Origin of the sequence: Halomonas qinghailakensis, from assembly GCF_025820815.1 — a bacterium.
Classification (GTDB): Bacteria; Pseudomonadota; Gammaproteobacteria; order Pseudomonadales; family Halomonadaceae; genus Vreelandella; species Vreelandella qaidamensis.
On record NZ_CP096973.1, the window covers coordinates 2,789,310 to 2,814,360 of the forward strand.

Annotated in this window: 18 protein-coding genes and 1 pseudogene; 16 read left to right on the forward strand and 3 right to left on the reverse strand. The window is 53.7% G+C overall.

Annotation, left to right across the window (positions count from 1 at the left end; all coding sequences use genetic code 11):
• Window positions 1-183: 183 nt before the first annotated feature.
• The 3 genes from M0220_RS12935 to M0220_RS12945 form a co-directional block, all read right to left on the reverse strand.
• A complete protein-coding gene (locus M0220_RS12935; RefSeq protein WP_030073266.1) occupies window positions 184-396 on the reverse strand; it encodes a PA3496 family putative envelope integrity protein in 213 nt (70 codons plus the stop codon).
• Window positions 397-577: 181 nt separating this feature from the next.
• Entirely contained in the window at window positions 578-1,015 is a 438-nt protein-coding gene (locus tag M0220_RS12940; protein WP_030073265.1) for a PAS domain S-box protein, read from the reverse strand.
• A gap of 173 nt (window positions 1,016-1,188) precedes the next feature.
• A complete protein-coding gene (locus tag M0220_RS12945) occupies window positions 1,189-2,502 on the reverse strand; it encodes an MFS transporter (RefSeq protein WP_030073263.1) in 1,314 nt (437 codons plus the stop codon).
• Between the two features lie 82 nt (window positions 2,503-2,584).
• Between M0220_RS12945 and M0220_RS12950 the strand changes: the two genes are divergently transcribed.
• The 16 genes and pseudogenes from M0220_RS12950 to M0220_RS13020 all read left to right on the forward strand — a co-directional run bounded on the left by M0220_RS12950 (window position 2,585) and on the right by M0220_RS13020 (window position 25,040).
• Window positions 2,585-2,854 (forward strand): SelT/SelW/SelH family protein, encoded by a 270-nt coding sequence (locus tag M0220_RS12950; RefSeq protein WP_264017830.1) that lies wholly within the window; start codon window positions 2,585-2,587, stop codon window positions 2,852-2,854.
• Window positions 2,851-3,744, forward strand: a complete 894-nt coding sequence (locus M0220_RS12955; protein WP_030073259.1) for a DMT family transporter — start codon at window positions 2,851-2,853, stop codon at window positions 3,742-3,744. Before M0220_RS12950 ends, M0220_RS12955 begins: the two co-directional genes overlap by 4 nt.
• Before the next feature lie 234 nt (window positions 3,745-3,978).
• Window positions 3,979-5,790, forward strand: a complete 1,812-nt coding sequence (locus M0220_RS12960) for a TolC family outer membrane protein (protein ID WP_264017831.1) — start codon at window positions 3,979-3,981, stop codon at window positions 5,788-5,790.
• Between the two features lie 64 nt (window positions 5,791-5,854).
• A complete protein-coding gene (locus tag M0220_RS12965; RefSeq protein ID WP_030073254.1) occupies window positions 5,855-8,032 on the forward strand; it encodes a type I secretion system permease/ATPase in 2,178 nt (725 codons plus the stop codon).
• The gene (locus tag M0220_RS12970) at window positions 8,033-9,463 is read left to right on the forward strand and encodes an HlyD family type I secretion periplasmic adaptor subunit (RefSeq protein WP_264017832.1); all 1,431 of its coding nucleotides are present in this window, start codon (window positions 8,033-8,035) and stop codon (window positions 9,461-9,463) included.
• Window positions 9,463-10,095, forward strand: coding sequence for a response regulator transcription factor (locus M0220_RS12975; protein ID WP_264017833.1), 633 nt, complete (start codon window positions 9,463-9,465; stop codon window positions 10,093-10,095). Before M0220_RS12970 ends, M0220_RS12975 begins: the two co-directional genes overlap by 1 nt.
• Window positions 10,096-10,172: 77 nt before the next feature.
• Window positions 10,173-13,376 (forward strand): UDP-N-acetylmuramoyl-tripeptide--D-alanyl-D-alanine ligase, encoded by a 3,204-nt coding sequence (locus tag M0220_RS12980; RefSeq protein ID WP_264017834.1) that lies wholly within the window; start codon window positions 10,173-10,175, stop codon window positions 13,374-13,376.
• Window positions 13,369-14,406: a hypothetical protein gene (locus M0220_RS12985; RefSeq protein ID WP_264017835.1), complete on the forward strand. Its 1,038-nt coding sequence runs from the start codon at window positions 13,369-13,371 to the stop codon at window positions 14,404-14,406. Before M0220_RS12980 ends, M0220_RS12985 begins: the two co-directional genes overlap by 8 nt.
• On the forward strand, window positions 14,403-16,253 hold the full coding sequence (locus M0220_RS12990; protein ID WP_264017836.1) for an ABC transporter ATP-binding protein: 1,851 nt from the start codon (window positions 14,403-14,405) through the stop codon (window positions 16,251-16,253). Before M0220_RS12985 ends, M0220_RS12990 begins: the two co-directional genes overlap by 4 nt.
• A gap of 188 nt (window positions 16,254-16,441) precedes the next feature.
• On the forward strand, window positions 16,442-19,639 hold the full coding sequence (locus tag M0220_RS12995) for a hypothetical protein (RefSeq protein ID WP_264017837.1): 3,198 nt from the start codon (window positions 16,442-16,444) through the stop codon (window positions 19,637-19,639).
• Window positions 19,640-19,805: 166 nt separating this feature from the next.
• A complete protein-coding gene (locus tag M0220_RS13000; RefSeq protein ID WP_264017838.1) occupies window positions 19,806-20,012 on the forward strand; it encodes a hypothetical protein in 207 nt (68 codons plus the stop codon).
• Window positions 20,013-20,068: 56 nt separating this feature from the next.
• A pseudogene (locus M0220_RS17370) lies at window positions 20,069-20,644 on the forward strand (immunoglobulin-like domain-containing protein); the annotation flags it as partial.
• A gap of 21 nt (window positions 20,645-20,665) precedes the next feature.
• A complete protein-coding gene (locus M0220_RS17375) occupies window positions 20,666-20,986 on the forward strand; it encodes an immunoglobulin-like domain-containing protein (protein WP_318784696.1) in 321 nt (106 codons plus the stop codon).
• On the forward strand, window positions 20,889-21,956 hold the full coding sequence (locus M0220_RS13010) for an immunoglobulin-like domain-containing protein (RefSeq protein ID WP_264017841.1): 1,068 nt from the start codon (window positions 20,889-20,891) through the stop codon (window positions 21,954-21,956). Before M0220_RS17375 ends, M0220_RS13010 begins: the two co-directional genes overlap by 98 nt.
• Window positions 21,871-22,518, forward strand: a complete 648-nt coding sequence (locus M0220_RS13015; RefSeq protein WP_264017842.1) for an immunoglobulin-like domain-containing protein — start codon at window positions 21,871-21,873, stop codon at window positions 22,516-22,518. The genes M0220_RS13010 and M0220_RS13015 overlap by 86 nt, the downstream gene beginning before the upstream one ends.
• On the forward strand, window positions 22,518-25,040 hold the full coding sequence (locus M0220_RS13020; protein ID WP_264017843.1) for a beta strand repeat-containing protein: 2,523 nt from the start codon (window positions 22,518-22,520) through the stop codon (window positions 25,038-25,040). The genes M0220_RS13015 and M0220_RS13020 overlap by 1 nt, the downstream gene beginning before the upstream one ends.
• The last annotated feature ends 11 nt before the right edge of the window (window positions 25,041-25,051 follow it).

The window sequence follows — 25,051 nt, forward strand, 5'->3', positions numbered from 1 at the left end:
AGGGCTAAGATGATAGTGCTCAGCGCGAACAAAGGCCAGAAGCATAGAAGATAAGACGTTCTGGGACGTTGGTTAGCAGCCTAGTAAAAGCTCGGTGTGTGACAAACAGAGCGGAATAATGATTTTAAGCACTAGACATCGTGACTAAACTGCCAACCAATAAAAGCGGTTTAGAAGTGGAAGTTACTCCTCTTCATCCCAATCATCTTCAATAGCGCGCTGCAAACGGCGCTCTTCAAGCCATGCTTCTACCTGGCGGCGGGCGCGTAGTGTGTCTGCTTTGCTGGGTTTACTTTTACCATAATGGTCGTCATTAACAGCGTCTAAGTTGTCAAACTCATCTGCATCGAGTGCATCATTGGTATAAGTTTCACGATTTAAGGGGTCACGGCTCATGGTATGCCCTCCAACCCAAGCCGGCGCACCGGCATCACAACGGCTTCTCGTTCGATCAATAAGACCTTTCGATCACTAAGACGAAATAAGAAGCGCCTAGCGCTTTTATACGCTTAGCCGCTATTTACCGCAACTTAGGTTGAAGTTCAAGCCCATGAAGATATTTTATTGGTGTTTTTGTTTATTCTGCGACTTCTTGACGTTTTTGGAGCGCTGCTAATGCTTGCTGAGCTTCGACACGCTCAGTCACGTCTTTCTGCACGCCAATGTAGTACATCAAGTTATCCGCTTCATCGTATACAGGCGTAATGGAGAGCTCGTTCCAGAACATAGTGCCGTCTTTGCGGTAGTTACGCAGCACTTCGCGAGAGGGGTGGCCCTCTTTTAGCGCCTCGCGAATAGAGGTCAGCGCATCTTGGTCGCGGTCCTCATTTTGCAAAAAACGGCAGTCGCGATAAAGAATTTCATCCGCACTGTAGCCGGTGAGGCGTTCGAAGCCTTTGTTAACGTAGATAAGGATGTTTTCGTCGCCTTCTTGCTCTGCAACGACGATGCCATCCTCAGAAGCGTCAACAATACGTTCGAGTAACTCCGGGCTGATCAAAGGAGATCGTTTCATCAATGGGTTCCTGTTGCTGCTCTCGTTCTTCCGTAGCTATGGCGCTGTCCATCAACGCGGAGCTAAGCGGCATTTCATGTTGCTTAATAAAGGTAGAATAGCAAAAACCCAGCTAATCACCGCTAATTACCTACCATCATGGCGAGCGTTGAGATGCATTGCAATCGACAGCGCTATTCTGCCTCAGGTAATCGTTGGGCTGATAACATTGCACAGAATGCTGTCCCAGCGAGTATTAACAACAGTGGCGCGCTACCAAGCCATTGTGCCAACCCACCAATTACTCCGCCCACCACTAACATTAATACGCCGGTTAAGGTGTTCGATAGCGCAACATACAACGCTCGGTTTTCTTGCGTGGCGATATCAACCAAGTAGGTTTTACGGCCAAGGCGTACGCCGTGATGAACGATAACCAGAAGGGCGTAAATAATCGCATAAGGCCAAACGCTTTCACTCCACTGGCTGGGGAGCCATGCCAGGCTTGCGCCCAGCAGACAGCAAATGGCGGTCCCGATGGCTGCATCCCTCATCACACGGCGGCTCGATTGGTCTGCTCGCTTTCCCCATACAGGGCTTGCCACCATCGCAGCAATGCCTGATACCACTACCAGCAGGCCAAGGCCACCTAAGTTAGTACCGCTTTGTTGTTGACCGAGTAGAGCTAAATAGGGGAGTGCCAGTGCGCTGGAAAGAAGCAGGGCGCGAGCCAGATTGAAGTTTAGAAAATTGCGATCTTCTTTGAGTAAAGAAAGCCCTAGCTTAATGCTATCCCAGGCATTTTCGCCGCCTTCTACAGCGCCGGGCACTTCCGCTATGCGCGCCGCACTCACTGCATTGAGTAGCCATCCTGCGGCGGCAACAACCAGTAAAATAGCCAGTGCTACGTTGCCGGGTTGGTCGCCAAACCACATCAGAACGCCGCCAGCTACCAGGGTTGCGGCGCCTGCTACGCTGCCACTCCACCCCATTAGAGTTCCACGGCGTCGCTTCGCGATGGTTTTACCCAACACGTCTTTCGTTGCTATGGATGAGAGTCCTCGCGCCAGTGATAGCAACACCAGGGTAGCTAGCACCATCGCGCCCCCCAAAGAGCCGCTGCCCACCAGTGCTAGCAGTGCTAACGCTAATGCCGCTAGGGCCTGTATCAGTGCGCCTGCTACCCATACCCATTTGCGCGTTGGTTTTAAGCGAATAAAACCAGCTACGAAAAGCTGCGGCAACAGAGCACCCGCTTCACGGATAGGTACTAACAGGCCTACCATCCATACAGGAGCGCCAATAATGCCCATTAACCAAGGCAAGACCAATCGGGCGCTAGATAGCTCATCAGCAAGTTTATTACCTAACGAAGCACAAAGATGCAGGAAGAAATTATGTGGCTGCTCCTGACATGCCTCGTCGGGAATGTCATCGCACATTCGGCTATCATCATCACTGGTCAGCCATTCGTAAACTCGTGTTTGAGAAACATTATGTTCAGCCATGAGGGGTCCTTGGCAGTAGCAAATGTAAGGTGACAGAATGAAAGGTAAGGATGCCCCTATTAAAACGTTAAGGAACCCCTGAATGTCACGTATTCAAATACGTTATTGCACGCAATGCCAGTGGCTGTTGCGAAGTGCTTGGTATGCTCAAGAGCTTCTTTCAACCTTCGGTGAAAGCCTAGCAGAAGTTGCATTATCGTCCTCTCACGGTGGAACTTTTGAAATCTGGTGTGATGAGACATTGCTATGGGAAAGGCAGCGCGATGGCGGTTTTCCAGATATCAAAGTTTTAAAGCAGCGCGTACGAGATCAGATTGAGCCAGCCCGAGACCTGGGGCATATCGACCGATGAACCAAGATCGTCAAGCGATATTGTATGGGCTTGGAGCGGTCGCGCTATGGTCGACGGTTGCCACCGCTTTTAAAGTTGCGCTTGCTTGGATGAGCCCACTGGAATTGATGTGGCTTGCGGCTCTGGTGTCGTGGGTATTCATGTCTGTCTTGATGGTGAAGCAGGGGCATCTACCACAAGCGCTTCGCCATGGTTGGCGTACTGCCGCTTGGGCGGGGTTAATGAACCCGGTTGCTTATTATCTGGTGCTATTTGCTGCTTATGATCGGTTGCCAGGTCAAGAAGCCATGGCCTTGAATTATACCTGGGCATTGGCGATGGCACTTTTGGCTGTGCCGATCCTAGGCCAGCGGCTGACACGTATGGATATAGTGGCGGGGCTTATTGCCTATGCCGGTGTTTGGGTAATCGCCACCCGCGGCAATATCTTCAACGTTGATTTTGCAGACCCACTAGGTGTGGTGTTTGCACTTTTATCGACGTTGCTATGGGCGATGTATTGGTTGCTTAACGCGCGTGATGAGCGAGCACCCTTAATTGCGCAATGGCAGAACTTCAGCGTTGGCTTGCCTGTTTTAACGGCGCTGCTATTCTTTGTTGGGCCAGGGCTTAACTGGCATGGGTGGCAGGCGTTAGGCGCTGGGGTCTACGTAGGGCTTTTCGAAATGGGAGTGGCGTTTGTGCTTTGGCAAATGGCAGTTCGTAAGGTTTCGCGGACTGCTAAGGTTTCTAATCTAATCTTTCTTTCGCCTCCGGTTTCCTTGCTGTTGCTCTATTTAGTGGTGGGGGAGCCGTTGTTGGTGTCAACGCTTATTGGTTTAGGGCTGATTCTACTTGGGCTAGCGCTACAGCAATTGCGTTTAACAACCAACCGGAAATCGGCGATATAGTGTTTTTTTAAGATTTATATTGTAAAATTTTGTGACGTTTGGCTTTATAGTGTGGTTTTCCACTAATGCTACTGAATGAAAAATCTGAGCAAGGGAGCGTCACCGAACCACGTCTAGATCGCACTGAGCATTAGCTAGTAAGTAAGACCTAAAAGAACCATGCCCCAGGGTAGGTGGCGTAGAGCCGCTGCACCTTTAGCTAGCAGCGTAAATATTCATTAGGGATTAACAACGATGAAAAATGGCATCAAAACAACGCTAAATACTGGGTTCCTAAATACAGTTTTTTTTCAGCGCGCAATTCGACCGCTCACGGTGACGACGTTCGTCTGTCTTCCTCTCTCTGCTTTGGGTCAGTCGCTTCCTGCTACGCTTTATGCGCCAGGCAGCACAACACTTTCAAGCAGCATTCAACAAGCTATTATCACCAATCCCCAAGTCAATGCTTCCTGGGCAAATTTTCGGGCGTCCGGCAATGACGTTCGAGAGGCGCAAGGTGGTTACTTACCTACGATTGATGTCAGTGCTGGTGTTGGAAGACAGGATCAGCAAAATGATGGGCGTGGCAGTTACGATAGTGATTTTGCAGAACTGACGTTAACCCAGATGGTTTTTGATGGTTTTGCAACCCGCAGTGAGGTTGAGCGCTTAGACCGTTCTCGGCTAGTCGCCTATTTTGAGTTGCTGGGGGCTAGTGAAGAAATTGCCCTTGAAGCCTTTCGTACCTACCTAGACGTAGCACGCTATCGCGAGTTAGTGCGCTTAGCGCAGGATAACTACCGTGAACATCAGCGCGTATTAACGCAAATCGAAGAGCGTTTTAATTCGGGGGCAGGGCGCGGTGTTGACCTTGAACAAATTAGCGGCCGTCTGGCGTTAGCCGAATCCAACCTGATGTCTGAAGCATCAAACCTTCACGATGTTACCGCCCGTTTTCAGCGAATTGTTGGCACGCTTCCCGCACAAAATATGGCACCTGCGCCTTCTCTTGCCGATGACTTACCTACCGATGTTAGCCAAGCCATAGAGCTAGCGTTCCAGGGTAACCCTGAATTTCACGCGGCGATTGAAAATATTGCTGTACAACGTGCAGAGCGTGAAGGCGCTCGCGCTGCCTTTATGCCTCGTCTAGATATTCAAGGACGTACAGGCACGAATAACCAAGATGATTCGATTGCTGGTCGCAGTGATGAACACAGCATTCAGCTGGTGGCGAGCATGAACCTTTATCGAGGCGGTTCGGACTATGCTGCCTTCAATGCAGCGACGACAAGAATTGAACAAGCAGAGAGTCAGCGAGAAACCGCATGTACCAACGTTAGGCAAACGACACAAATTGCTTATAACGACACCCAGCGCTTAAAAGAGCAGTTGGAATATTTGAACGAACATCGTCAATCAATTGACCGTGTCCGCGGTGCATACCAACAGCAGTTCGATATTGGCCAGCGCACCTTGCTCGACCTTCTAGATAGTGAGAACGAGTACTTTGAAGCTAGCCGTGCCTATGCCAATGCACAGTTTGATTTGACGCTAGCAGAAGCGCGTACCCTAGCGGCTATGGGGCAGCTAATGCATACCCTGCAAGTAACCCGTGAAGATATTCCAAGCCTTGATGAGCTGGGCTACGAGGATATGGCTGACAACATTCGCATGGCTTGCGGTGTAGAGGGGCCGCGTGGCTTTACCTTAGATGATTTCACCCGTGGGATTTCTGCGCAGCAAGCCGATAGTCCGCAAAGTGCTTACTCAGAATCTGAGGAGCTGGTAATGGCTGCCCCTATTGAAGCCACTGTCACGAACGTACCAGCACCAAGTCAAACGCAGGGACTTTATGTTCAGGTGGCGTCTTTAAGTGCTATTGAGCGTGCTGAGGCACTGAGCCGTCAATTGAATAACCAGTTATCCAGCAGTGCTAGAGTAGTGACAGCTGCAGGGAATTTTCGCGTGCAAGTAGGGCCCTTCGAATCCCTGAATGATGCAAAGTCATTGCAGTCTGAGCTGCAAGGATTTGGCTATGCGGATGCGTTTGTGACGCGTGGCTGAGTAGTGAACTATGGGCATCTAGTCATCCGAGATATTCAAATTTCGGAAGGGAAATGAGGTTTTTGTGACGCAAAGTGAGCTGTCAGTTTCTGGGGCTGCCCGTAGTGGTGGGCAAGAATCAAGCGATGAGTTACTGGAGTGTTTGAAGGCAGTTGCTTCATATTATCAGCACGAAGTGTCCTCAGAAGCCTTAAAAGCAGGCTTGCCTTTAGAGCAAGGGAAGTTAATTCCTTCTGTCTTTGGGCGAGCAGCCTCGCGAGCAGGGCTTACTGCGCATATTGTGAAAAGTAAGCTTTCGGGACTAAATCCTGCCCTATTTCCCGCAATTTTATTGTTGGAGCCGGGGCGTGCTTGTGTGTTGCTTGGGTTGGATCTCAAGCAGCAAAAAGCAAAAGTAATTTTTCCTGAGCTGTCAGAAGCCGATACGGAAATATCGTTAGAGGAACTTCACGCAGGTTATAGCGGTGAAGCCATCTATGTGCGACCAAAATTTAGAGTTGATAGTGCTTCAGAACCTGGAGTTAAAAAACGCGGTGACCAGCACTGGTTCTGGGGCGTTATTCGTGAGAATCGGCGTCTCTATCGCGATATTGTTTTAGGGTCGGTGGCTATCAATTTATTTGCGCTAGCAATGCCGCTGTTTGTGTTAAATGTCTATGATCGTGTTGTACCCAATCAGGCCACTGAAACGCTTTGGGTGCTGGCAATTGGCATTTTTATTGTGCTCTGCTTTGACTTAGCGCTGCGCTTAATGCGTAGCAGCTTTGTTGATTTGGCAGCCAGTCGAGCAGATGTAAAGCTCTCTTCGTCAATAATGGCGAAAACGTTGGGGTTGCGCTTAGAGGAGCGGCCAGCGTCAACAGGTTCGTTTACCTCAACGCTTCAATCGTTTGAATCGGTGCGGGCGTTTATCGGCTCTGCAACCATTCTTGGTATAGTGGATTTGCCCTTTGTACTGCTTTTTGCGGCCATCATTGCACTGATCAACCCCTGGCTTGTGTTGCCAGTGCTCATAGGAATTGTTTTCGTGCTTTTATATGCCCTTGCAGCACAAGGCAAATTACATGAGCTTTCACAAACAACTTGGGAAGTGGGGGCGCAACGTAATGCGTTGTTGGTAGAGTCCGTTTCTCAATTAGAAAACGTCAAGGCGCTGCGCGCTGAAAGCCGAATTCAACGCCATTGGGAAAAAGCATCTGCTTTCTTATCAAGAACCGGTGCCCAACTCAAAATGGTGAGTTCTTCGGTTTCAAGCGTTGCTCAATGGGCGCAGCACAGCGTGGCCGTGTGCGTCATTATCATCGGTGTCTATCAAATTATTGAAGGCAACTTGACCCAAGGTGGGTTGATTGCTGCCTATATGCTCTCTTCCCGGGCAATGGCGCCTGTTAGCCAAGCGGCTGCTTTACTGGCTCAATATCATCAGTCCTCAACTGCCCTGGAATCTTTAAATGGCGTGATGGCCAAGAGCGTGGAGCGCCACGAAGGCAAGGCTTACGTAGAAAAGCCCAGTTTTACCGGCAGCATCCGCTTAGAGAAAGTCACCTTGCGCTATCCCAATGAAGAAAGAGAGGCATTGCGTGATGTCTCGATTTCTATCAAAGCCGGTGAAAAAGTCGCGTTGCTCGGCCGTATTGGCTGCGGAAAATCATCGCTGAATAAGCTGGTACTTGGTTTTTATCAGCCCGTATCCGGCGCGGTGCTGGTGGATGGCGTTGATATTCGTCAGCTAGATCCCCTCCAGCTTCGTCGTCATATTGGCTATGTACCTCAGGATGTCAGCCTGTTTGCTGGCACGCTGCGGGATAATATTGTCGCGGGTGGTGGAAACGACCGGGTTGATGACGAGGCGCTACTTAGAGCGATCGAAATTGCGGGTCTAGAATCATTGGTTAATAGCCATCCCAAAGGCGTCGACCTTGAGGTAGGTGAGCGTGGCCAAGCGCTTTCAGGCGGTCAAAAACAAGCTGTTGCAATCGCAAGAGCGGTTGTACAAGACCCACCCATTCTGTTGCTTGATGAGCCAACCAGCTCAATGGATAACGCCAGCGAAGAAGCGTTTAAAGCTAACCTTTCCAGTGTTGCACCGGGGAAAACTATTCTCGTTGTTACCCACCGTACCTCGCTGTTATCCCTGGTTGACCGCATCATCGTTATGGATGCTGGCAAAGTAGTGGCGGATGGTCCGCGCGATACCGTGGTCGAGGCATTGCGCAAAGGGCAGATTGGGAGGGCGTCGTAAATGGCGAAAAAAAACACCTCCACGTCTGAACAAAAAGGCTTTGAGGCCATTGGTCGTTTTTCTGAGAAAGGGCAGAAACCGTTTCGTCCGTTTATGGATAGGCTGTTTGCCCGGCGAGTTACCTCGGCGCACCTCAGTCGTGATTGGGCGAGCGACACTGACTGGGCGCGTATGCAGCAAGAGCCTATTCGAGCTCGGCTATTTCTCTACACCGTTTTACTGACCATTATTGTGCTGGTGGTTTGGGCATCGGTTGCTGCCATCGATGAAGTGACCCGTGGCGCGGGGCGGGTTATTCCAGCAAGCCAACTGCAGCGCATACAGTCGTTTGACGGCGGTGTGATAGAGCAGATCATGGTGCGAGAAGGGCAGGTGGTCAGTGCCGGAGAGGTGTTAATGCAAATTGACCCAACCCGGTTTGTGTCTGATTTTCGCGAAAACCGTGCCCAGCGTTTTGCACTAGAAGCACGTGCAGAGCGGCTAAGGGCGTTGGCGACTGGCACCGCTTTTGAGCCGTCTGAAGAGCTGCGCCAAGAAGTGCCTAATATCGTGATGCAAGAACGGGAGGTGTATGAAAGCCGGCGCGAAGAGCTACGTGAGCAAGAAAACGTCCTCAATGATCGTATTCGGCAACGTCGAGAAGAACTTCGGGAAGCGCAGGCACGTCGTGACACAGCCCAGCGTGAAGCAAGTATGGCAGGGCAAGAGCTTAACTTAACTCGCCCACTACTCGCCTCAGGTGCTGTTTCAGAAGTTGAGGTATTGCGCTTACAGCGTGAAGTGTCGCGTGCCACTGGTGAGCGCAATCAAGCTGCCGCTGCTGTTTCACGTCTGGAAGCGGGAGTGGAAGAAGCGGAGGGGCAGTTACTTGAGCTAGGTGCCGAACGTAGAAGTGAGTGGCGAAATGAGCTTGCTCAGACGTTAGGCGATCTCAACGCGCTTCAGCAATCAGGCACGGGGCTTCAAGACAGAGTACGCCTTACCGAAATACGCTCGCCTGTCGATGGTGTGATTCAGCGTATTCATATCAGTACGATTGGCGGGGTGGTCCAGCCAGGACAAGAAGTATTGGATATCGTGCCCAGCGATGACCAGTTACTGGTTGAAGCCCGTATTGCTCCTCAGGATATTGCCTTTCTACATCCTGGGCAGCCTGCAACGATCAAACTCACTGCCTACGACTACGCCATATATGGTGGGCTGCAGGCTGAGCTTGACCACATCAGTGCAGATACGATTACTGACGATGACGGTAATACGTTTTATTTGGTCCGGGTTCGTAGTTTGCAAGATGAAAGTATTACTGACCGGCTGCAGGTTATTCCAGGGATGACGGCACAAGTCGATATTGTGACAGGCAAAAGAACGGTGATGCAGTTCTTATTAAAACCTGTTTTAAGGGCGTGGCGAGATTCCATGGGGGAGCGCTAATGAAACACTGGTTTGTGACAACGGATGGACGCCTAAAGGCGCGCTGGGAAAGTGCTTTTCCTGCAAGCATGGCCACCACGCCAGATAAAATAGTGGATCAAGTGCAGCCGGGTGACGTGGCATGGCTAACAACGATGGTCGAAAATTGGAGTGAGCTGATTCCGGCGATAACTGCAAATGGTGCCATTGTCGTGATACTCAGCTATGTGCCTAACGATCGTGAGGCGCTTAAGGCGCTGGACCTCGGGGCGCGTGGCTATGTCCATACACTGGCAGCTTCTGACGTCCTTATCCAAGTCGCCCTTGTGGTGTCTAATCAAGGTATATGGGTGGGACAAGAGCTGCTTGCCAAGGTGGTAGGTGGCACTTTTAAGGCGCTACAAAAACGTCAGCAAGGTGCGGAGCATCAGCAGAGTGACTATTTGAACCTATTAACGGAGCGCGAGCGGGGTGTGGCGTTAGCCGTTGCTCGTGGTGCAACCAATAAAGAAGTCGCGCGCCAATTAGACATTACGGAACGTACGGTGAAGGCCCACTTAAGTGCCATCTTCAAGAAGTTAGCTGTCCGTGATCGCTTACAGCTAATTTTGAAGCTAACGCCGGTTGCAGAACGCACGTTAGAACAGTTCTAGTTGATATACCTGCATGTGTGCTGTGCATGTGCATGGCGTTCAGCTTCATACGTCAGCCCTTATTTTTGAGCAATTAAATGCCCAACAATACACGTTCTTCACTGCCTGGCTTGCCCCCATTAAGCAAATCGGGCGCTGAAAAAGCTGGGCCTTCTGCCCAAGCGGTCAACGTTGCGCTCGCTTTAGATGGCATCGGTGAAACGGTGGTGCCGATATGGTTGAACAAGCATGCACAGCCAGCAGAGTTTGCTCAGCTAATGCTGCTATCAGTAAGCGATGGCTATGGGCGCGCTCAAGTCGCTACTGTGCAGATTGATGTGAACAGCCTGCAGGCAGGCAACTGGGCAGCTTTACTCCCCGCGTTGAAACAGGCACTGCAACGGCTTGAGCGAAAGTTTCAGCACCCATTGGTGTGGTGTCGCTTGGAGTGGCCTTTTGCAGTGCGTGAATGGCAGTGGCAGACGCTAAAGCAAAACATTAAGCGTTATAAACGCAACTATTTTCGTAGTGGCTTAGCGTTTGTGGGCACGAAACTTCCTCGGCTTCTACTCACAGAAATGGAGCTTAACGCTAATGCCTGCCTATACGCAGGCAATCAGGTGGCGCATGCCGATGTTAATTTGGGGCACTTAGAGCGCTATATAAAAGCGCGTCATGGTTCAAGCCAGATGCCTGACTTTGGCGATACTATGCCAGTTTGGAGCTTTTCTACTGCTGGCGTATTCGTGGATGTTAGCGGCGAAACTGCTCGAGTTCATGGTCTAGAGACTCAACCAAGATGCTGGGGAAGGCGAGAAGCTCCTCCTCTAACAGCGGCATCCACAGGAGAGTTAATCGAGCGTTCCACCCGTTTTTTGGGTAAGCAGATGAAGGAAGATGGGCGCTATGTGTATGGCTATTTTCCCTGCTTTGATCGCCGTATTAATACCTACAACGTATTGCGGCACGCTAGCAGTACCTATGCTTTGCTAGAAGGCTATGAGGCCTGTGCGGAACAGCGACTGTTAAGTAACGAACAACTCAGACTGATACGCCAGCAGATTGCCGGCGCGCTGTCGGGCTTATGTTCCCAGTTTGTTATTTACCGCCAAGGCGCAGCCTATGTGGTGGATGTTGGCGACATTATCAAACTGGGAGCCAACGCAGTCGCCATTCTTGCATTAGTGAAGTATCACCAGGTCACGGGCGACGATCGTTATGCAGCGCTGGCAGATGCACTGGCACTTGGCATTACAAGAATGCAAGAGGCCGATGGGAGCTTTATACACGTACTTAATGCGGCTGATTTGTCGGTTAAGGAAAAGACCCGGATCATTTATTACGATGGCGAAGCGGCTTTTGCCCTAATGCGGCTTTATGACCATACCCGAAATAACCGTTGGCTAGACTGCGTGGTCAACGCGTTTGACTACTTTATTGCTAGCGGTCACGAAAATGCCCACGACCATTGGCTTGCTTATTGCTCCAATGAACTGGTGGCGCACCGCCCAGAGCGTAAATACTTTGCGTTTGCCGTGCGCAATATCGCGGGCTATGTCGATTTTATCCACGAGCGGATCACCACTTTCCCCACGCTGCTTGAGCTGTCGATGGCGTTTCATAAAACGCTGCTTAAGCTTGAGCAACGGCCTGATTTAGCCGATGTGCTGAATGGCTTTGATGTCAATGCGTTTTACCGCGCTTTGCATGCTAGGGCGAACTATCTGCTGAACGGCTTTTTCTGGCCGGAAGTCGCGATGTACTTTAAAGCTCCGGCGACTGTTGTGGATGGCTTTTTTATTCGCCATCACAGTTTCCGCGTTAGGATTGACGATGTAGAGCACTACTTATCGGGGCTGGTGGCGTATCAGCAGATGCTGCGTGAGGCAAGCTATGCCAGCATTAAGTCGCCACTATTGGGGCAGCGCTTGGATGCTAAAACTATTGTCTCGATAACCGAGGGAGTATGGATATCAACTCCACCTGATGAGTGGCTAGCAAGAGGCCTATGCTGCTGGCCAAGATCTTTTCAAACGGGGCAAGTGGTTATCGCGCGGGGCAAGGGAATGGAAAAAGGTTTTTTGCCATTCGCCGCGGTGAAGTCTCTGGTGAGTAAAGGCGCTTCCGCTGTCATTTGCGATGACCCTGAGTTATATCATGGTATCGGTGTGCCTGTGTTACACGTAGCTGATGTGCGAGCAGCAACGCTGGCGATAGGACAGTGGCAGCGGCGCAGTTACGCTGGTCGCGTCGTCGGTATTACTGGCAGCGCGGGTAAAACAACGGCAGTAGCAATGCTGGCCCATGTGCTGAGCTATAGCGGTGCGGTAGGGCAAACGCAAGGCAGTGCCAACCTGCCGATTGGCATTGCCTGGAACATCGCTTCGATGCCGCAAGAGGCACGGTACTGGGTGGTTGAAATGGCCATCGGCTCCATGGCCCAGAATACGGATCTTGCTCGCCCTGATATCGCCATAATCACTAATATTGCGGCATCGCACCTGGTGTATCACCGCTCACTAGACGAAATTGCCCGTAAGAAAGCGCTTATTTTTCAGAGCATGCCCCCTAATGGGGTCGCTATTCTGTACCGCGATATGCCTCATTATGCTTATCTGGCCGAACAGGCAAGGCGCTATCACCTGCAGGTGGTGAGTTTCGGTGAGCACCCCGACGCAGATATACGCATGCTTGCGTTTGCAGGGAATAGCGCCCGGATTATGTGTGATGGAAGTGTGTATGAACTTGGCATGAGCGCTGCAGGGCGCCATATGATGCTGAATGCCATGGCAGTACTGGCGGTGGCTAGGCACGATAATTTACCGCTAGACATCGTTATATCCCGGCTGGCCACTTTTCAAGCAGTGGCAGGGCGAGGCGAAGTACGGGCCACGCATTGTCACGGCGTGCCAATCACACTGTACGATGAAACGTACAACGCTAACCCTTTATCGATGCGCATGGCGTTGGAAGCCTTCTCTTCGCTCACTGTGGATGCGAGTAAAAAGCTGGTGATTATTGGCGATATGCTAGAGCTGGGCGCAGAGACTGAACGGCTACACCAGGAACTTGCTCCTCTTCTTGCCTCACTATCAGCTAGGGAATTACTGCTCTGTGGTCAGCACTGCCAAGTGTTAGCACCCTTATTGGGTGGAGAGGCTGCTGGCGTGTTTCACTTTGCGGATGTTAAAGCCCTTGAGGCAGCGCTGCCACACCACCTAATGCCCCATGATAGCGTGCTTGTTAAAGCATCCCATGGCATTGGGCTACACGCGCTTTTCCCCCCGCTACCTTATGAGTAAACATCTACCGTTAACTCACCATTGGTGGATCACTCTACTACTGCTTTGCATAGCCACGGCTAAGCTAACGCCAGTAGCCGCTCAGCCGACCCCAGAAGCAGGGGAGTGTCATTACCTGCAACGTGATGCACCTCTCCAGATATTAACAAACGGGCCGAACCAAACGTTGGGACTGGAGGAGGCTCACTTTTTTATCGAGGTCGTTGAAGAGATTGGGGCGCTGAGCACTACACAACGAGATGACTTGGAAAGACAGCTTAACGCCGCCAATCTACTCTATCGTGACGTTCTTGGGCTTACCCCACCCTTGCTCATGCCACGCTATCAGCGTGCAAACTTCATTATGGTGATATTACGTGCTGACCAGTCACGTGGTGGGCAAGCGTATGATGAAGTAGTACGCAGCCCTACTGTGCCTGATTGCCATATTCGTATGGCGTTAGGTGGGCAGGTAAATGCTGCTGAAAACTTAACCCCTGCCCATGAGCTGTTTCATCTGTATCAAAATGCCCACATGATGTTCAAGCAAGCTTGGGTGCATGAAGGGTTAGCTCGTTGGTCGGAATCTCTCTTTAGAGAGGATGCGCAGAGAGGTGGTGCACAAGAGGGGCCCCCCTTACCTGTGAATGCCGAAGCGCTTAACGCAGTGATGCAAGCAAGCTACGGCGCAGCGACCTTTTGGCAGCGACTGTTTTATCTGCTTGACTCGCAGGGTAGTCGCTCAATTCAGAAGGAGCTACACGATAAGCGCTACCACGATGGCAGCCAAGTAGTGGCAGCGAGTGAGTTTTATGGCCATGCCTTTCTGCCGTTACTTTTCGCCTCACTCAATGAGGCTGGCGCGACACTGGCCCATCAAGAGCAATGGCCCGTATATGGTTGGGCAGAGGCAGAGCAGCGTAGCCTGCGTCACAATAGGGTCATTTTATCTGCCATCCATGATGCCGTTTCAACGTATAAGCCGATAGCCGATCAACCGGACGAATTACGTGCCTTCATGCAACTTATAGAACCAATGATTAATCGATGAGTAACCCGACGACTAACAGGGAGAGAGAGGAGATTCACGGAGATCAAGTTCTCGACCTAATGGCTGCGTTAGCGCGCGCGGTGCTATGGCCGTTTCGTTGGCGTGTATTAACGATCCTGTTAATGCAAATTGTAAGTCAGGTCATGCTGTTGGCAAGCCTAGTGTTACCTTGGCAGTTGCTTCAAGTGTTGATGACCGGGCGTAGCCGCATAGATGGCTGGGTACCTGGAACAGAATCCCATGGTGCCAAAATAGCGGTATTAATCGTAGCGGCCGTGCTCTGCTTTTGCGCCTACGCCTTACTTAAATGGTTAATTACAAAAGCCATTGCCCAGCTTTCGTCCCTAATCCTAGGGCTTTTGAATAAAACTCGGCTAGTTGCCAACCATCGATTAGTTGGCAAGCGTGTACTTGGCATTGTGATAGGTGCCCTGTCGTCAGCGGTGATCGCACTGCTTTTCTGCTTGATGATCGCTTTTCTACACCCTCTGCTCGCGCTATTGGCAGTGGCATGTGTGTTGGGGTTGGTGATGATGGTTAGCTTTTACTACCGCTTTGAGCGGGTGCAAACTATTCAGAATACCCTGCAAGGTAACGTTCTGACCGTCATCAATATCAGCTTTGCTTTGGGTTTTTTGATTATTGTCCTCGATCATCTCAATGGCACAATGCGGCCACTGTTGACGCTATTTATATTGCTGCTAGCAATGCGCCAACTAATGGTGGCCAGTGTTAATGGGTTGGTCAATTTCTTGAGTATCATCAAGTATTTTCAGCAGATTAATATGCTGCTTTTACCTCGCTCCCAACAGATTTCTTTCTCGCTAACCACGGACTTTGTCCAACGCTTTGAACAAGCGACTCTTCAACAGTGGCTACCGTCATGGTTGATTGAGAGCAAATACTGTGTCGGCGATCTTGAAATTTTGCAATGCCGTTTACTCTATGGGCGATCCGTAGCGCATGTATTAGTTTGTGAAACGGATAGCAACGGCTTGCCATATTATGTATTACTAAAGTGCTATATCGCTGCCCGAGAGAACGAAGCACTGCATGAAACTGCGCTTTTGAATGAAGTAGGAGGCTATTGCCATGGTGCGGTGTCTCAAAGTGTGATGTCTCAAAGTGCTATGCCCACGGTGCCTGTTTTACGAGCTAGTGGACAGTTACCCTGGTGTCATTTTGTGTTGGTGGAAATAGGAGACAAGCCACCCCAGTGGAAGAATTCCGAAGAGCGTAAGCCTTGGATGAATGAGTTACGGCAATGCCTATGCCATGTTCCTTTGCCCAATCATCTGATTACCCAATACACAGCAACGTTTGCCTCTTTACCCGAGCGCATGAAGAAAGTGGCAGCTTCACACTTTGCCTACCTGACACAACAAGACCGACAGAGCTTTCAAGTCGAGCGTTTCATGCAGCTATGGCCGTTTATGATCGCTGAAGTGGAAAGGGTTCCCCAGTGTCTAACGGTACAAAATCCTAGTAGCGCCCGCATGGCCGTTATAGACAATCACATGCTGCTATTGGACTGGCAGGGTTGGGTATATGACACATTGGGCGCGCACTGGCCTCTATCAGCAAAGCTACAGGCGGAAATACTTGAGGTTATCAATAGCCAATGGGAAAACGCTGATAGTCAGCAACCTTGGCATGGGTTTGACTCACCCACCCAAGCGGCAAACTGCGTTGCATTAGCGGCGCGAGCGCACGAATTTTGCCAACGTTGTCATCTTCATAATGACTCAGGCGCACTCAACATGATGTCTGGGCTTATAAAAGCCTACGAGGTCATTACACTCGCGGATGAGCAAAACTCTCCCGTGAAAAGCGCCGTTGAGTATTAAAGCCTCATCCTAGCTTTCAGCATGCCCGTCTTTTCCTATCGCCGTGGTAGTACTGTCCACCAGTACAATATGAATTCGTCGTCATCACGATTAATCTTGCTGCAAAATGCCGTTAATAAAAGTTCACTTTATTGAATTTTCACCAAAAACGGCAATCTCTTTGATGAAGCAGCGGGTGGATACAGCACATGGCAACAGTTATCGCAATTTCAGGTCAGGCATGGGCACGTGACGAAGACGGCAACCTGCGTGAACTTCGCGTTGGCGACGTTCTTCAGGAAGGCGAAACGATCATCACCTCTGCAGATGGCCGGGTAGAGCTAGACTTTGCCGACGGAACAGGCGTTAACGTTGTCGAAGGCGGCCAAGAGGTTGCGGTTACCCCCGAACTTGATGTTGACGCGATTGTAGCCACTGATGCCAGCATCCAGGATGACGATCTAGAAGCGCTGCTCACTGCTCTTAATGATGAAGATGGCGACCTACTCGAACTGTTAGATGCGACTGCAGCCGGTGGAGCAGCCGGCGGTGGCGGTGGTGGTAGCAGCTTTGTGCGCCTTGCTCGTATTGCCGAAGAAACCGACCCGCTTAGCTTTAGCACTGAAGGCGGCCTTGAAGGGGCCGAGTTCGTTGAATTTGATGGTGGCCTAGCCGCTGCTACAACAGATCTAGACGACACCGACGCGGATGCAGACGCCGATGCGGATTCTGACGCAGATGCTGACGCCGATTCAGATGCGGATGCTGACGCCGATTCAGATGCGGATGCCGATGCGGATGCTGACTCGGACGCCGATGCAGATGCTGATTCGGATGCCGATTCAGATGCGGACGCCGATGCCGATGCGGACGCTGATGCAGATGCTGATCCAGAAGATCCGACTGACCCGGAAGATCCGACTAACCCGGAAGATCCGACTGACCCGGAAGAGCCAACTGATCCAGAAGATCCGACTGATCCGGAAGAGCCAACTGATCCAGAAGATCCAACTGATCCAGAAGATCCAACTGATCCGGAAGAGCCAACTGATCCAGAAGATCCAGATGACTCTGACTCTGACGCGGATGCAGACGCTGATGCTGATTCAGACGCCGACGCCGACGCCGACGCCGATGCCGATGCTGACGCGGATGCGGATGCTGACGCTGATTCGGATGCCGACGCAGATGCGGACGCTGATGCCGATGCGGATTCTGACGCAGATGCTGATGCGGACGCGGATGCTGACGCGGATGCCGATGCGGATGCCGATGCGGATGCGGACGCTGATGCTGATGCTGATGCTGATGCTGATTCAGACGCCGATGCTGATGCGGATGCCGACGCTGACGCTGACGCTGATGCTGATGCTGATGCTGATGCTGATGCTGATGCTGATGCTGATGCCGACGCGGATGCCGATGCTGACGCTGACGCTGACGCTGATGCGGACGCAGATGCCGATTCGGACGCTGACGCCGATGCGGACGCCGATGCGGATGCTGATGCCGACGCTGATGCTGACGCCGATGCCGATGCTGACGCTGATGCGGACGCTGATGCCGACGCCGACGCGGATGCCGATGCTGATGCCGATGCTGATGCTGATGCTGATGCTGATGCTGATGCTGATGCTGATGCTGATGCCGATGCAGACGCTGATGCGGATGCTGACGCTGATGCTGATGCGGACGCCGATGCCGATTCGGACGCTGACGCAGATGCAGATGCAGATGCGGACGCCGATGCCGATGCCGACGCCGACGCCGACGCCGACGCCGATGCTGATGCGGATGCTGATGCGGATGCTGACGCCGATGCTGATGCCGACTCAGATGCCGACGCCGATGCGGACGCTGATGCCGATGCGGACGCCGACGCTGATGCTGATGCTGATGCCGATTCGGACGCAGATGCCGACGCCGATGCCGATGCCGACGCCGACGCCGATGCAGACGCCGACGCCGATTCAGACGCCGATGCCGATGCCGATGCCGATGCTGATGCAGATGCAGATGCAGATGCTGACGCTGATGCAGATGCAGATGCTGACGCTGATGCCGATGCGGATGCTGACGCGGATGCCGATTCAGATGCAGATGCCGACGCTGATGCTGATGCAGATGCCGACGCTGATGCAGACGCCGACGCCGACGCCGATTCAGACGCCGATGCAGATGCAGATGCAGATGCCGATGCAGACGCTGATGCCGATGCAGATGCAGATTCAGATGCAGATGCCGATTCAGATTCAGATGCGGACGCTGATGCTGATGCTGATGCTGATGCTGATGCTGATGCTGATGCTGATGCTGATGCTGATGCCGATGCCGACGCAGATGCCGATTCGGACGCTGACGCTGATGCCGACGCGGATGCCGATTCAGATGCGGATGCGGATGCCGATTCAGATGCGGATGCGGATGCCGATTCAGATGCGGATGCCGATGCTGACGCGGATGCCGACGCGGACGCTGATTCAGATGCTGATGCGGATGCTGACGCGGACGCAGACGCCGATGCTGATTCTGATTCTGATTCTGATGCGGATGCCGATGCGGATGCGGATGCGGATGCGGATTCTGACGCAGATGCCGATGCCGATGCAGATGCCGACGCCGATGCGGATGCGGATGCGGATGCGGATTCTGACGCAGATGCTGATGCGGACGCCGATGCTGATGCCGATGCCGACGCGGATGCTGATGCTGATGCTGATGCTGATGCTGATGCTGATGCCGATTCGGACGCAGATGCAGATGCAGATGCAGACGCTGATGCTGATGCTGATTCAGACGCCGACGCCGACGCAGATGCCGATGCGGACGCTGACTCGGACGCCGATGCCGATGCGGATTCTGACGCAGATGCTGATGCGGACGCTGATGCGGACGCAGATGCCGATGCCGATGCGGACGCCGATGCAGACGCTGATGCCGATGCAGACGCCGATGCGGATGCAGACGCCGATGCAGATGCGGACGCTGATGCCGATGCTGATTTAGAGGCTACTGTAACCCTGGAGGCCCCGGACACCGTCACCGAAGGCGAGGACATCACCGTCACCGCCCGCGTGGACAACGCCCCGGCCACCGAGCTGACCATCACGCTCTCCAACGGCGAGCAGATCGTCATTGCCGCCGGTGCCACCGAAGGCAGCGTCACGTTCGCCAGCCGTGAAGACGACGTCTTCCAGCAAGGCGAGCAGAGCCAGACCCTGAGCATCATCGGCACCGAGGGCGGCAACTACGAAGCACTGGATACCAGCGCCGAAGCTACAATTATCACCGTTGATGATAACGACACCGTGAACGCCACGCTGACGTCCAGTCTGGCGGCGGGTGGTAACGAAGACGGTGCCACGGTGACCTACACCGTCACGCTGGACAACGCCCCGACACCGTGACCAACGCCACGCTGACGTCCAGTCAATGGCGGCCGAAGACGGTCCCACGGTGACCTACACCGTCACGCTGGACGAAGAACGGTGACCTACCCCGACGCTGGACAACGCCCCGACCACCGAAGAAACCTTCACCTTCGATGTTAACGGCGAGCAGCAGACCATTACGGTGGCCGCCAACGAACTGACCGGCAGCACGAACTTCACGTTCAATGACCCGGACGTGTTCCTCGACGACAACGTCATTAGTGCCCCGACCAACTTCAGCGGCAGCGACAACAGCGGCTACGAAGACCTGGTACTGGTCAACAACGCCACGTCCCAACGCCACGTGGTAACGAAGACGGTGCCACCCACGCAGTCGATGACACATTGACACCGTGAACGCCACGCTGACGTCCAGTCTGGCGCGGGTGGTAAACAGACGGTGCCACGGTGACCTACACCGTCACGCTGGACAACGCCCCGACCACCGAAGAAACCTTCACCTTCGATGTTAACGGCGAGCAGCAGACCATTACGGTGGCCGCCAACGAACTGACCGGCAGCACGAACTTCACGTTCAATGACCCGGACGTGTTCCTCGACGACAACGTCATTAGTGCCCCGACCAACTTCAGCGGCAGCGACAACAGCGGCTACGAAGACCTGGTACTGGTCAACAACGCCACGTCCCACGAAGTCGATGACACAATTGACACCGTGAACGCCACGCTGACGTCCAGTCTGCTGGCGGCGGGTGGTAACGAAGACGGTGCCACGGTGACCTACACCGTCACGCTGGACAACGCCCCGACCACCGAAGAAACCTTCACCTTCGATGTTAACGGCGAGCAGCAGACCATTACGGTGGCCGCCAACGAACTGACCGGCAGCACGAACTTCACGTTCAATGACCCGGACGTGTTCCTCGACGACAACGTCATTAGTGCCCCGACCAACTTCAGCGGCAGCGACAACAGCGGCTACGAAGACCTGGTACTGGTCAACAACGCCACGTCCCACGAAGTCGATGACACAATTGACACCGTGAACGCCACGCTGACGTCCAGTCTGGCGGCGGGTGGTAACGAAGACGGTGCCACGGTGACCTACACCGTCACGCTGGACAACGCCCCGACCACCGAAGAAACCTTCACCTTCGATGTTAACGGCGAGCAGCAGACCATTACGGTGGCCGCCAACGAACTGACCGGCAGCACGAACTTCACGTTCAATGACCCGGACGTGTTCCTCGACGACAACGTCATTAGTGCCCCGACCAACTTCAGCGGCAGCGACAACAGCGGCTACGAAGACCTGGTACTGGTCAACAACGCCACGTCAACAACGCCACCACGAAGTCGATGACACAATTGACACCGTGAACGCCACGCTGACGTCCAGTCTGGCGGCGGGTGGTAACGAAGACGGTGCCACGGTGACCTACACCGTCACGCTGGACAACGCCCCGACCACCGAAGAAACCTTCACCTTCGATGTTAACGGCGAGCAGCAGACCATTACGGTGGCCGCCAACGAACTGACCGGCAGCACGAACTTCACGTTCAATGACCCGGACGTGTTCCTCGACGACAACGTCATTAGTGCCCCGACCAACTTCAGCGGCAGCGACAACAGCGGCTACGAAGACCTGGTACTGGTCAACAACGCCACGTCCCACGAAGTCGATGACACAATTGACACCGTGAACGCCACGCTGACGTCCAGTCTGGTGGCGGGTGGTAACGAAGACGGTGCCACGGTGACCTACACCGTCACGCTGGACAACGCCCCGACCACCGAAGAAACCTTCACCTTCGATGTTAACGGCGAGCAGCAGACCATTACGGTGGCCGCCAACGAACTGACCGGCAGCACGAACTTCACGTTCAATGACCCGGACGTGTTCCTCGACGACAACGTCATTAGTGCCCCGACCAACTTCAGCGGCAGCGACAACAGCGGCTACGAAGACCTGGTACTGGTCAACAACGCCACGTCCCACGAAGTCGATGACACAATTGACACCGTGAACGCCACGCTGACGTCCAGTCTGGCGGCGGGTGGTAACGAAGACGGTGCCACGGTGACCTACACCGTCACGCTGGACAACGCCCCGACCACCGAAGAAACCTTCACCTTCGATGTTAACGGCGAGCAGCAGACCATTACGGTGGCCGCCAACGAACTGACCGGCAGCACGAACTTCACGTTCAATGACCCGGACGTGTTCCTCGACGACAACGTCATTAGTGCCCCGACCAACTTCAGCGGCAGCGACAACAGGCTACGAAGACCTGGTACTGGTCAACAACGCCACGTCCCACGAAGTCGATGACACAATTGACACCGTGAACGCCACGCTGACGTCCAGTCTGGCGGCGGGTGGTAACGAAGACGGTGCCACGGTGACCTACACCGTCACGCTGGACAACGCCCCGACCACCGAAGAAACCTTCACCTTCGATGTTAACGGCGAGCAGCAGACCATTACGGTGGCCGCCAACGAACTGACCGGCAGCACGAACTTCACGTTCAATGACCCGGACGTGTTCCTCGACGACAACGTCATTAGTGCCCCGACCAACTTCAGCGGCAGCGACAACAGCGGCTACGAAGACCTGGTACTGGTCAACAACGCCACGTCCCACGAAGTCGATGACACAATTGACACCGTGAACGCCACGCTGACGTCCAGTCTGGCGGCGGGTGGTAACGAAGACGGTGCCACGGTGACCTACACCGTCACGCTGGACAACGCCCCGACCACCGAAGAAACCTTCACCTTCGATGTTAACGGCGAGCAGCAGACCATTACGGTGGCCGCCAACGAACTGACCGGCAGCACGAACTTCACGTTCAATGACCCCGGACGTGTTCCTCGACGACAACGTCATTAGTGCCCCGACCAACTTCAGCGGCTCGACGACAAACAGCGACCAACTTCAGCGGCAGCGACAACAGCGGCTACGAAGACCTGGTACTGGTCAACAACGCCACGTCCCACGAAGTCGATGACACAATTGACACCGTGAACGCCACGCTGACGTCCAGTCTGGCGGCGGGTGGTAACGAAGACGGTGCCACGGTGACCTACACCGTCACGCTGGACAACGCCCCGACCACCGAAGAAACCTTCACCTTCGATGTTAACGGCGAGCAGCAGACCATTACGGTGGCCGCCAACGAACTGACCGGCAGCACGAACTTCACGTTCAATGACCCGGACGTGTTCCTCGACGACAACGTCATTAGTGCCCCGACCAACTTCAGCGGCAGCGACAACAGCGGCTACGAAGACCTGGTACTGGTCAACAACGCCACGTCCCACGAAGTCGATGACACAATTGACACCGTGAACGCCACGCTGACGTCCAGTCTGGCGGCGGGTGGTAACGAAGACGGTGCCACGGTGACCTACACCGTCACGCTGGACAACGCCCCGACCACCGAAGAAACCTTCACCTTCGATGTTAACGGCGAGCAGCAGACCATTACGGTGGCCGCCAACGAACTGACCGGCAGCACGAACTTCACGTTCAATGACCCGGACGTGTTCCTCGACGACAACGTCATTAGTGCCCCGACCAACTTCAGCGGCAGCGACAACAGCGGCTACGAAGACCTGGTACTGGTCAACAACGCCACGTCCCACGAAGTCGATGACACAATTGACACCGTGAACGCCACGCTGACGTCCAGTCTGGCGGCGGGTGGTAACGAAGACGGTGCCACGGTGACCTACACCGTCACGCTGGACAACGCCCCGACCACCGAAGAAACCTTCACCTTCGATGTTAACGGCGAGCAGCAGACCATTACGGTGGCCGCCAACGAACTGACCGGCAGCACGAACTTCACGTTCAATGACCCGGACGTGTTCCTCGACGACAACGTCATTAGTGCCCCGACCAACTTCAGCGGCAGCGACAACAGCGGCTACGAAGACCTGGTACTGGTCAACAACGCCACGTCCCACGAAGTCGATGACACAATTGACACCGTGAACGCCACGCTGACGTCCAGTCTGGCGGCGGGTGGTAACGAAGACGGTGCCACGGTGACCTACACCGTCACGCTGGACAACGCCCCGACCACCGAAGAAACCTTCACCTTCGATGTTAACGGCGAGCAGCAGACCATTACGGTGGCCGCCAACGAACTGACCGGCAGCACGAACTTCACGTTCAATGACCCGGACGTGTTCCTCGACGACAACGTCATTAGTGCCCCGACCAACTTCAGCGGCAGCGACAACAGCGGCTACGAAGACCTGGTACTGGTCAACAACGCCACGTCCCACGAAGTCGATGACACAATTGACACCGTGAACGCCACGCTGACGTCCAGTCTGGCGGCGGGTGGTAACGAAGACGGTGCCACGGTGACCTACACCGTCACGCTGGACAACGCCCCGACCACCGAAGAAACCTTCACCTTCGATGTTAACGGCGAGCAGCAGACCATTACGGTGGCCGCCAACGAACTGACCGGCAGCACGAACTTCACGTTCAATGACCCGGACGTGTTCCTCGACGACAACGTCATTAGTGCCCCGACCAACTTCAGCGGCAGCGACAACAGCGGCTACGAAGACCTGGTACTGGTCAACAACGCCACGTCCCACGAAGTCGATGACACAATTGACACCGTGAACGCCACGCTGACGTCCAGTCTGGCGGCGGGTGGTAACGAAGACGGTGCCACGGTGACCTACACCGTCACGCTGGACAACGCCCCGACCACCGAAGAAACCTTCACCTTCGATGTTAACGGCGAGCAGCAGACCATTACGGTGGCCGCCAACGAACTGACCGGCAGCACGAACTTCACGTTCAATGACCCGGACGTGTTCCTCGACGACAACGTCATTAGTGCCCCGACCAACTTCAGCGGCAGCGACAACAGCGGCTACGAAGACCTGGTACTGGTCAACAACGCCACGTCCCACGAAGTCGATGACACAATTGACACCGTGAACGCCACGCTGACGTCCAGTCTGGCGGCGGGTGGTAACGAAGACGGTGCCACGGTGACCTACACCGTCACGCTGGACAACGCCCCGACCACCGAAGAAACCTTCACCTTCGATGTTAACGGCGAGCAGCAGACCATTACGGTGGCCGCCAACGAACTGACCGGCAGCACGAACTTCACGTTCAATGACCCGGACGTGTTCCTCGACGACAACGTCATTAGTGCCCCGACCAACTTCAGCGGCAGCGACAACAGCGGCTACGAAGACCTGGTACTGGTCAACAACGCCACGTCCCACGAAGTCGATGACACAATTGACACCGTGAACGCCACGCTGACGTCCAGTCTGGCGGCGGGTGGTAACGAAGACGGTGCCACGGTGACCTACACCGTCACGCTGGACAACGCCCCGACCACCGAAGAAACCTTTCACCTTCGATGTTAACGGCGAGCAGC

Bases quoted from the DNA above. Each gene is read 5' to 3' on its own strand.
- M0220_RS12995 (WP_264017837.1), top strand. From the start codon at position 16,442: ATGGCAACAGTTATCGCAATTTCAGGTCAGGCATGGGCACGTGACGAA.
- M0220_RS12945 (WP_030073263.1), bottom strand. From the start codon at position 2,502: ATGGCTGAACATAATGTTTCTCAAACACGAGTTTACGAATGGCTGACC.
- M0220_RS12935 (WP_030073266.1), bottom strand. From the start codon at position 396: ATGAGCCGTGACCCCTTAAATCGTGAAACTTATACCAATGATGCACTC.
- M0220_RS12985 (WP_264017835.1), top strand. From the start codon at position 13,369: ATGAGTAAACATCTACCGTTAACTCACCATTGGTGGATCACTCTACTA.
- M0220_RS12950 (WP_264017830.1), top strand. From the start codon at position 2,585: ATGTCACGTATTCAAATACGTTATTGCACGCAATGCCAGTGGCTGTTG.
- M0220_RS12960 (WP_264017831.1), top strand. From the start codon at position 3,979: ATGAAAAATGGCATCAAAACAACGCTAAATACTGGGTTCCTAAATACA.
- M0220_RS12940 (WP_030073265.1), bottom strand. From the start codon at position 1,015: ATGAAACGATCTCCTTTGATCAGCCCGGAGTTACTCGAACGTATTGTT.
- M0220_RS12980 (WP_264017834.1), top strand. From the start codon at position 10,173: ATGCCCAACAATACACGTTCTTCACTGCCTGGCTTGCCCCCATTAAGC.
- M0220_RS12955 (WP_030073259.1), top strand. From the start codon at position 2,851: ATGAACCAAGATCGTCAAGCGATATTGTATGGGCTTGGAGCGGTCGCG.
- M0220_RS12975 (WP_264017833.1), top strand. From the start codon at position 9,463: ATGAAACACTGGTTTGTGACAACGGATGGACGCCTAAAGGCGCGCTGG.
- M0220_RS12990 (WP_264017836.1), top strand. From the start codon at position 14,403: ATGAGTAACCCGACGACTAACAGGGAGAGAGAGGAGATTCACGGAGAT.
- M0220_RS12970 (WP_264017832.1), top strand. From the start codon at position 8,033: ATGGCGAAAAAAAACACCTCCACGTCTGAACAAAAAGGCTTTGAGGCC.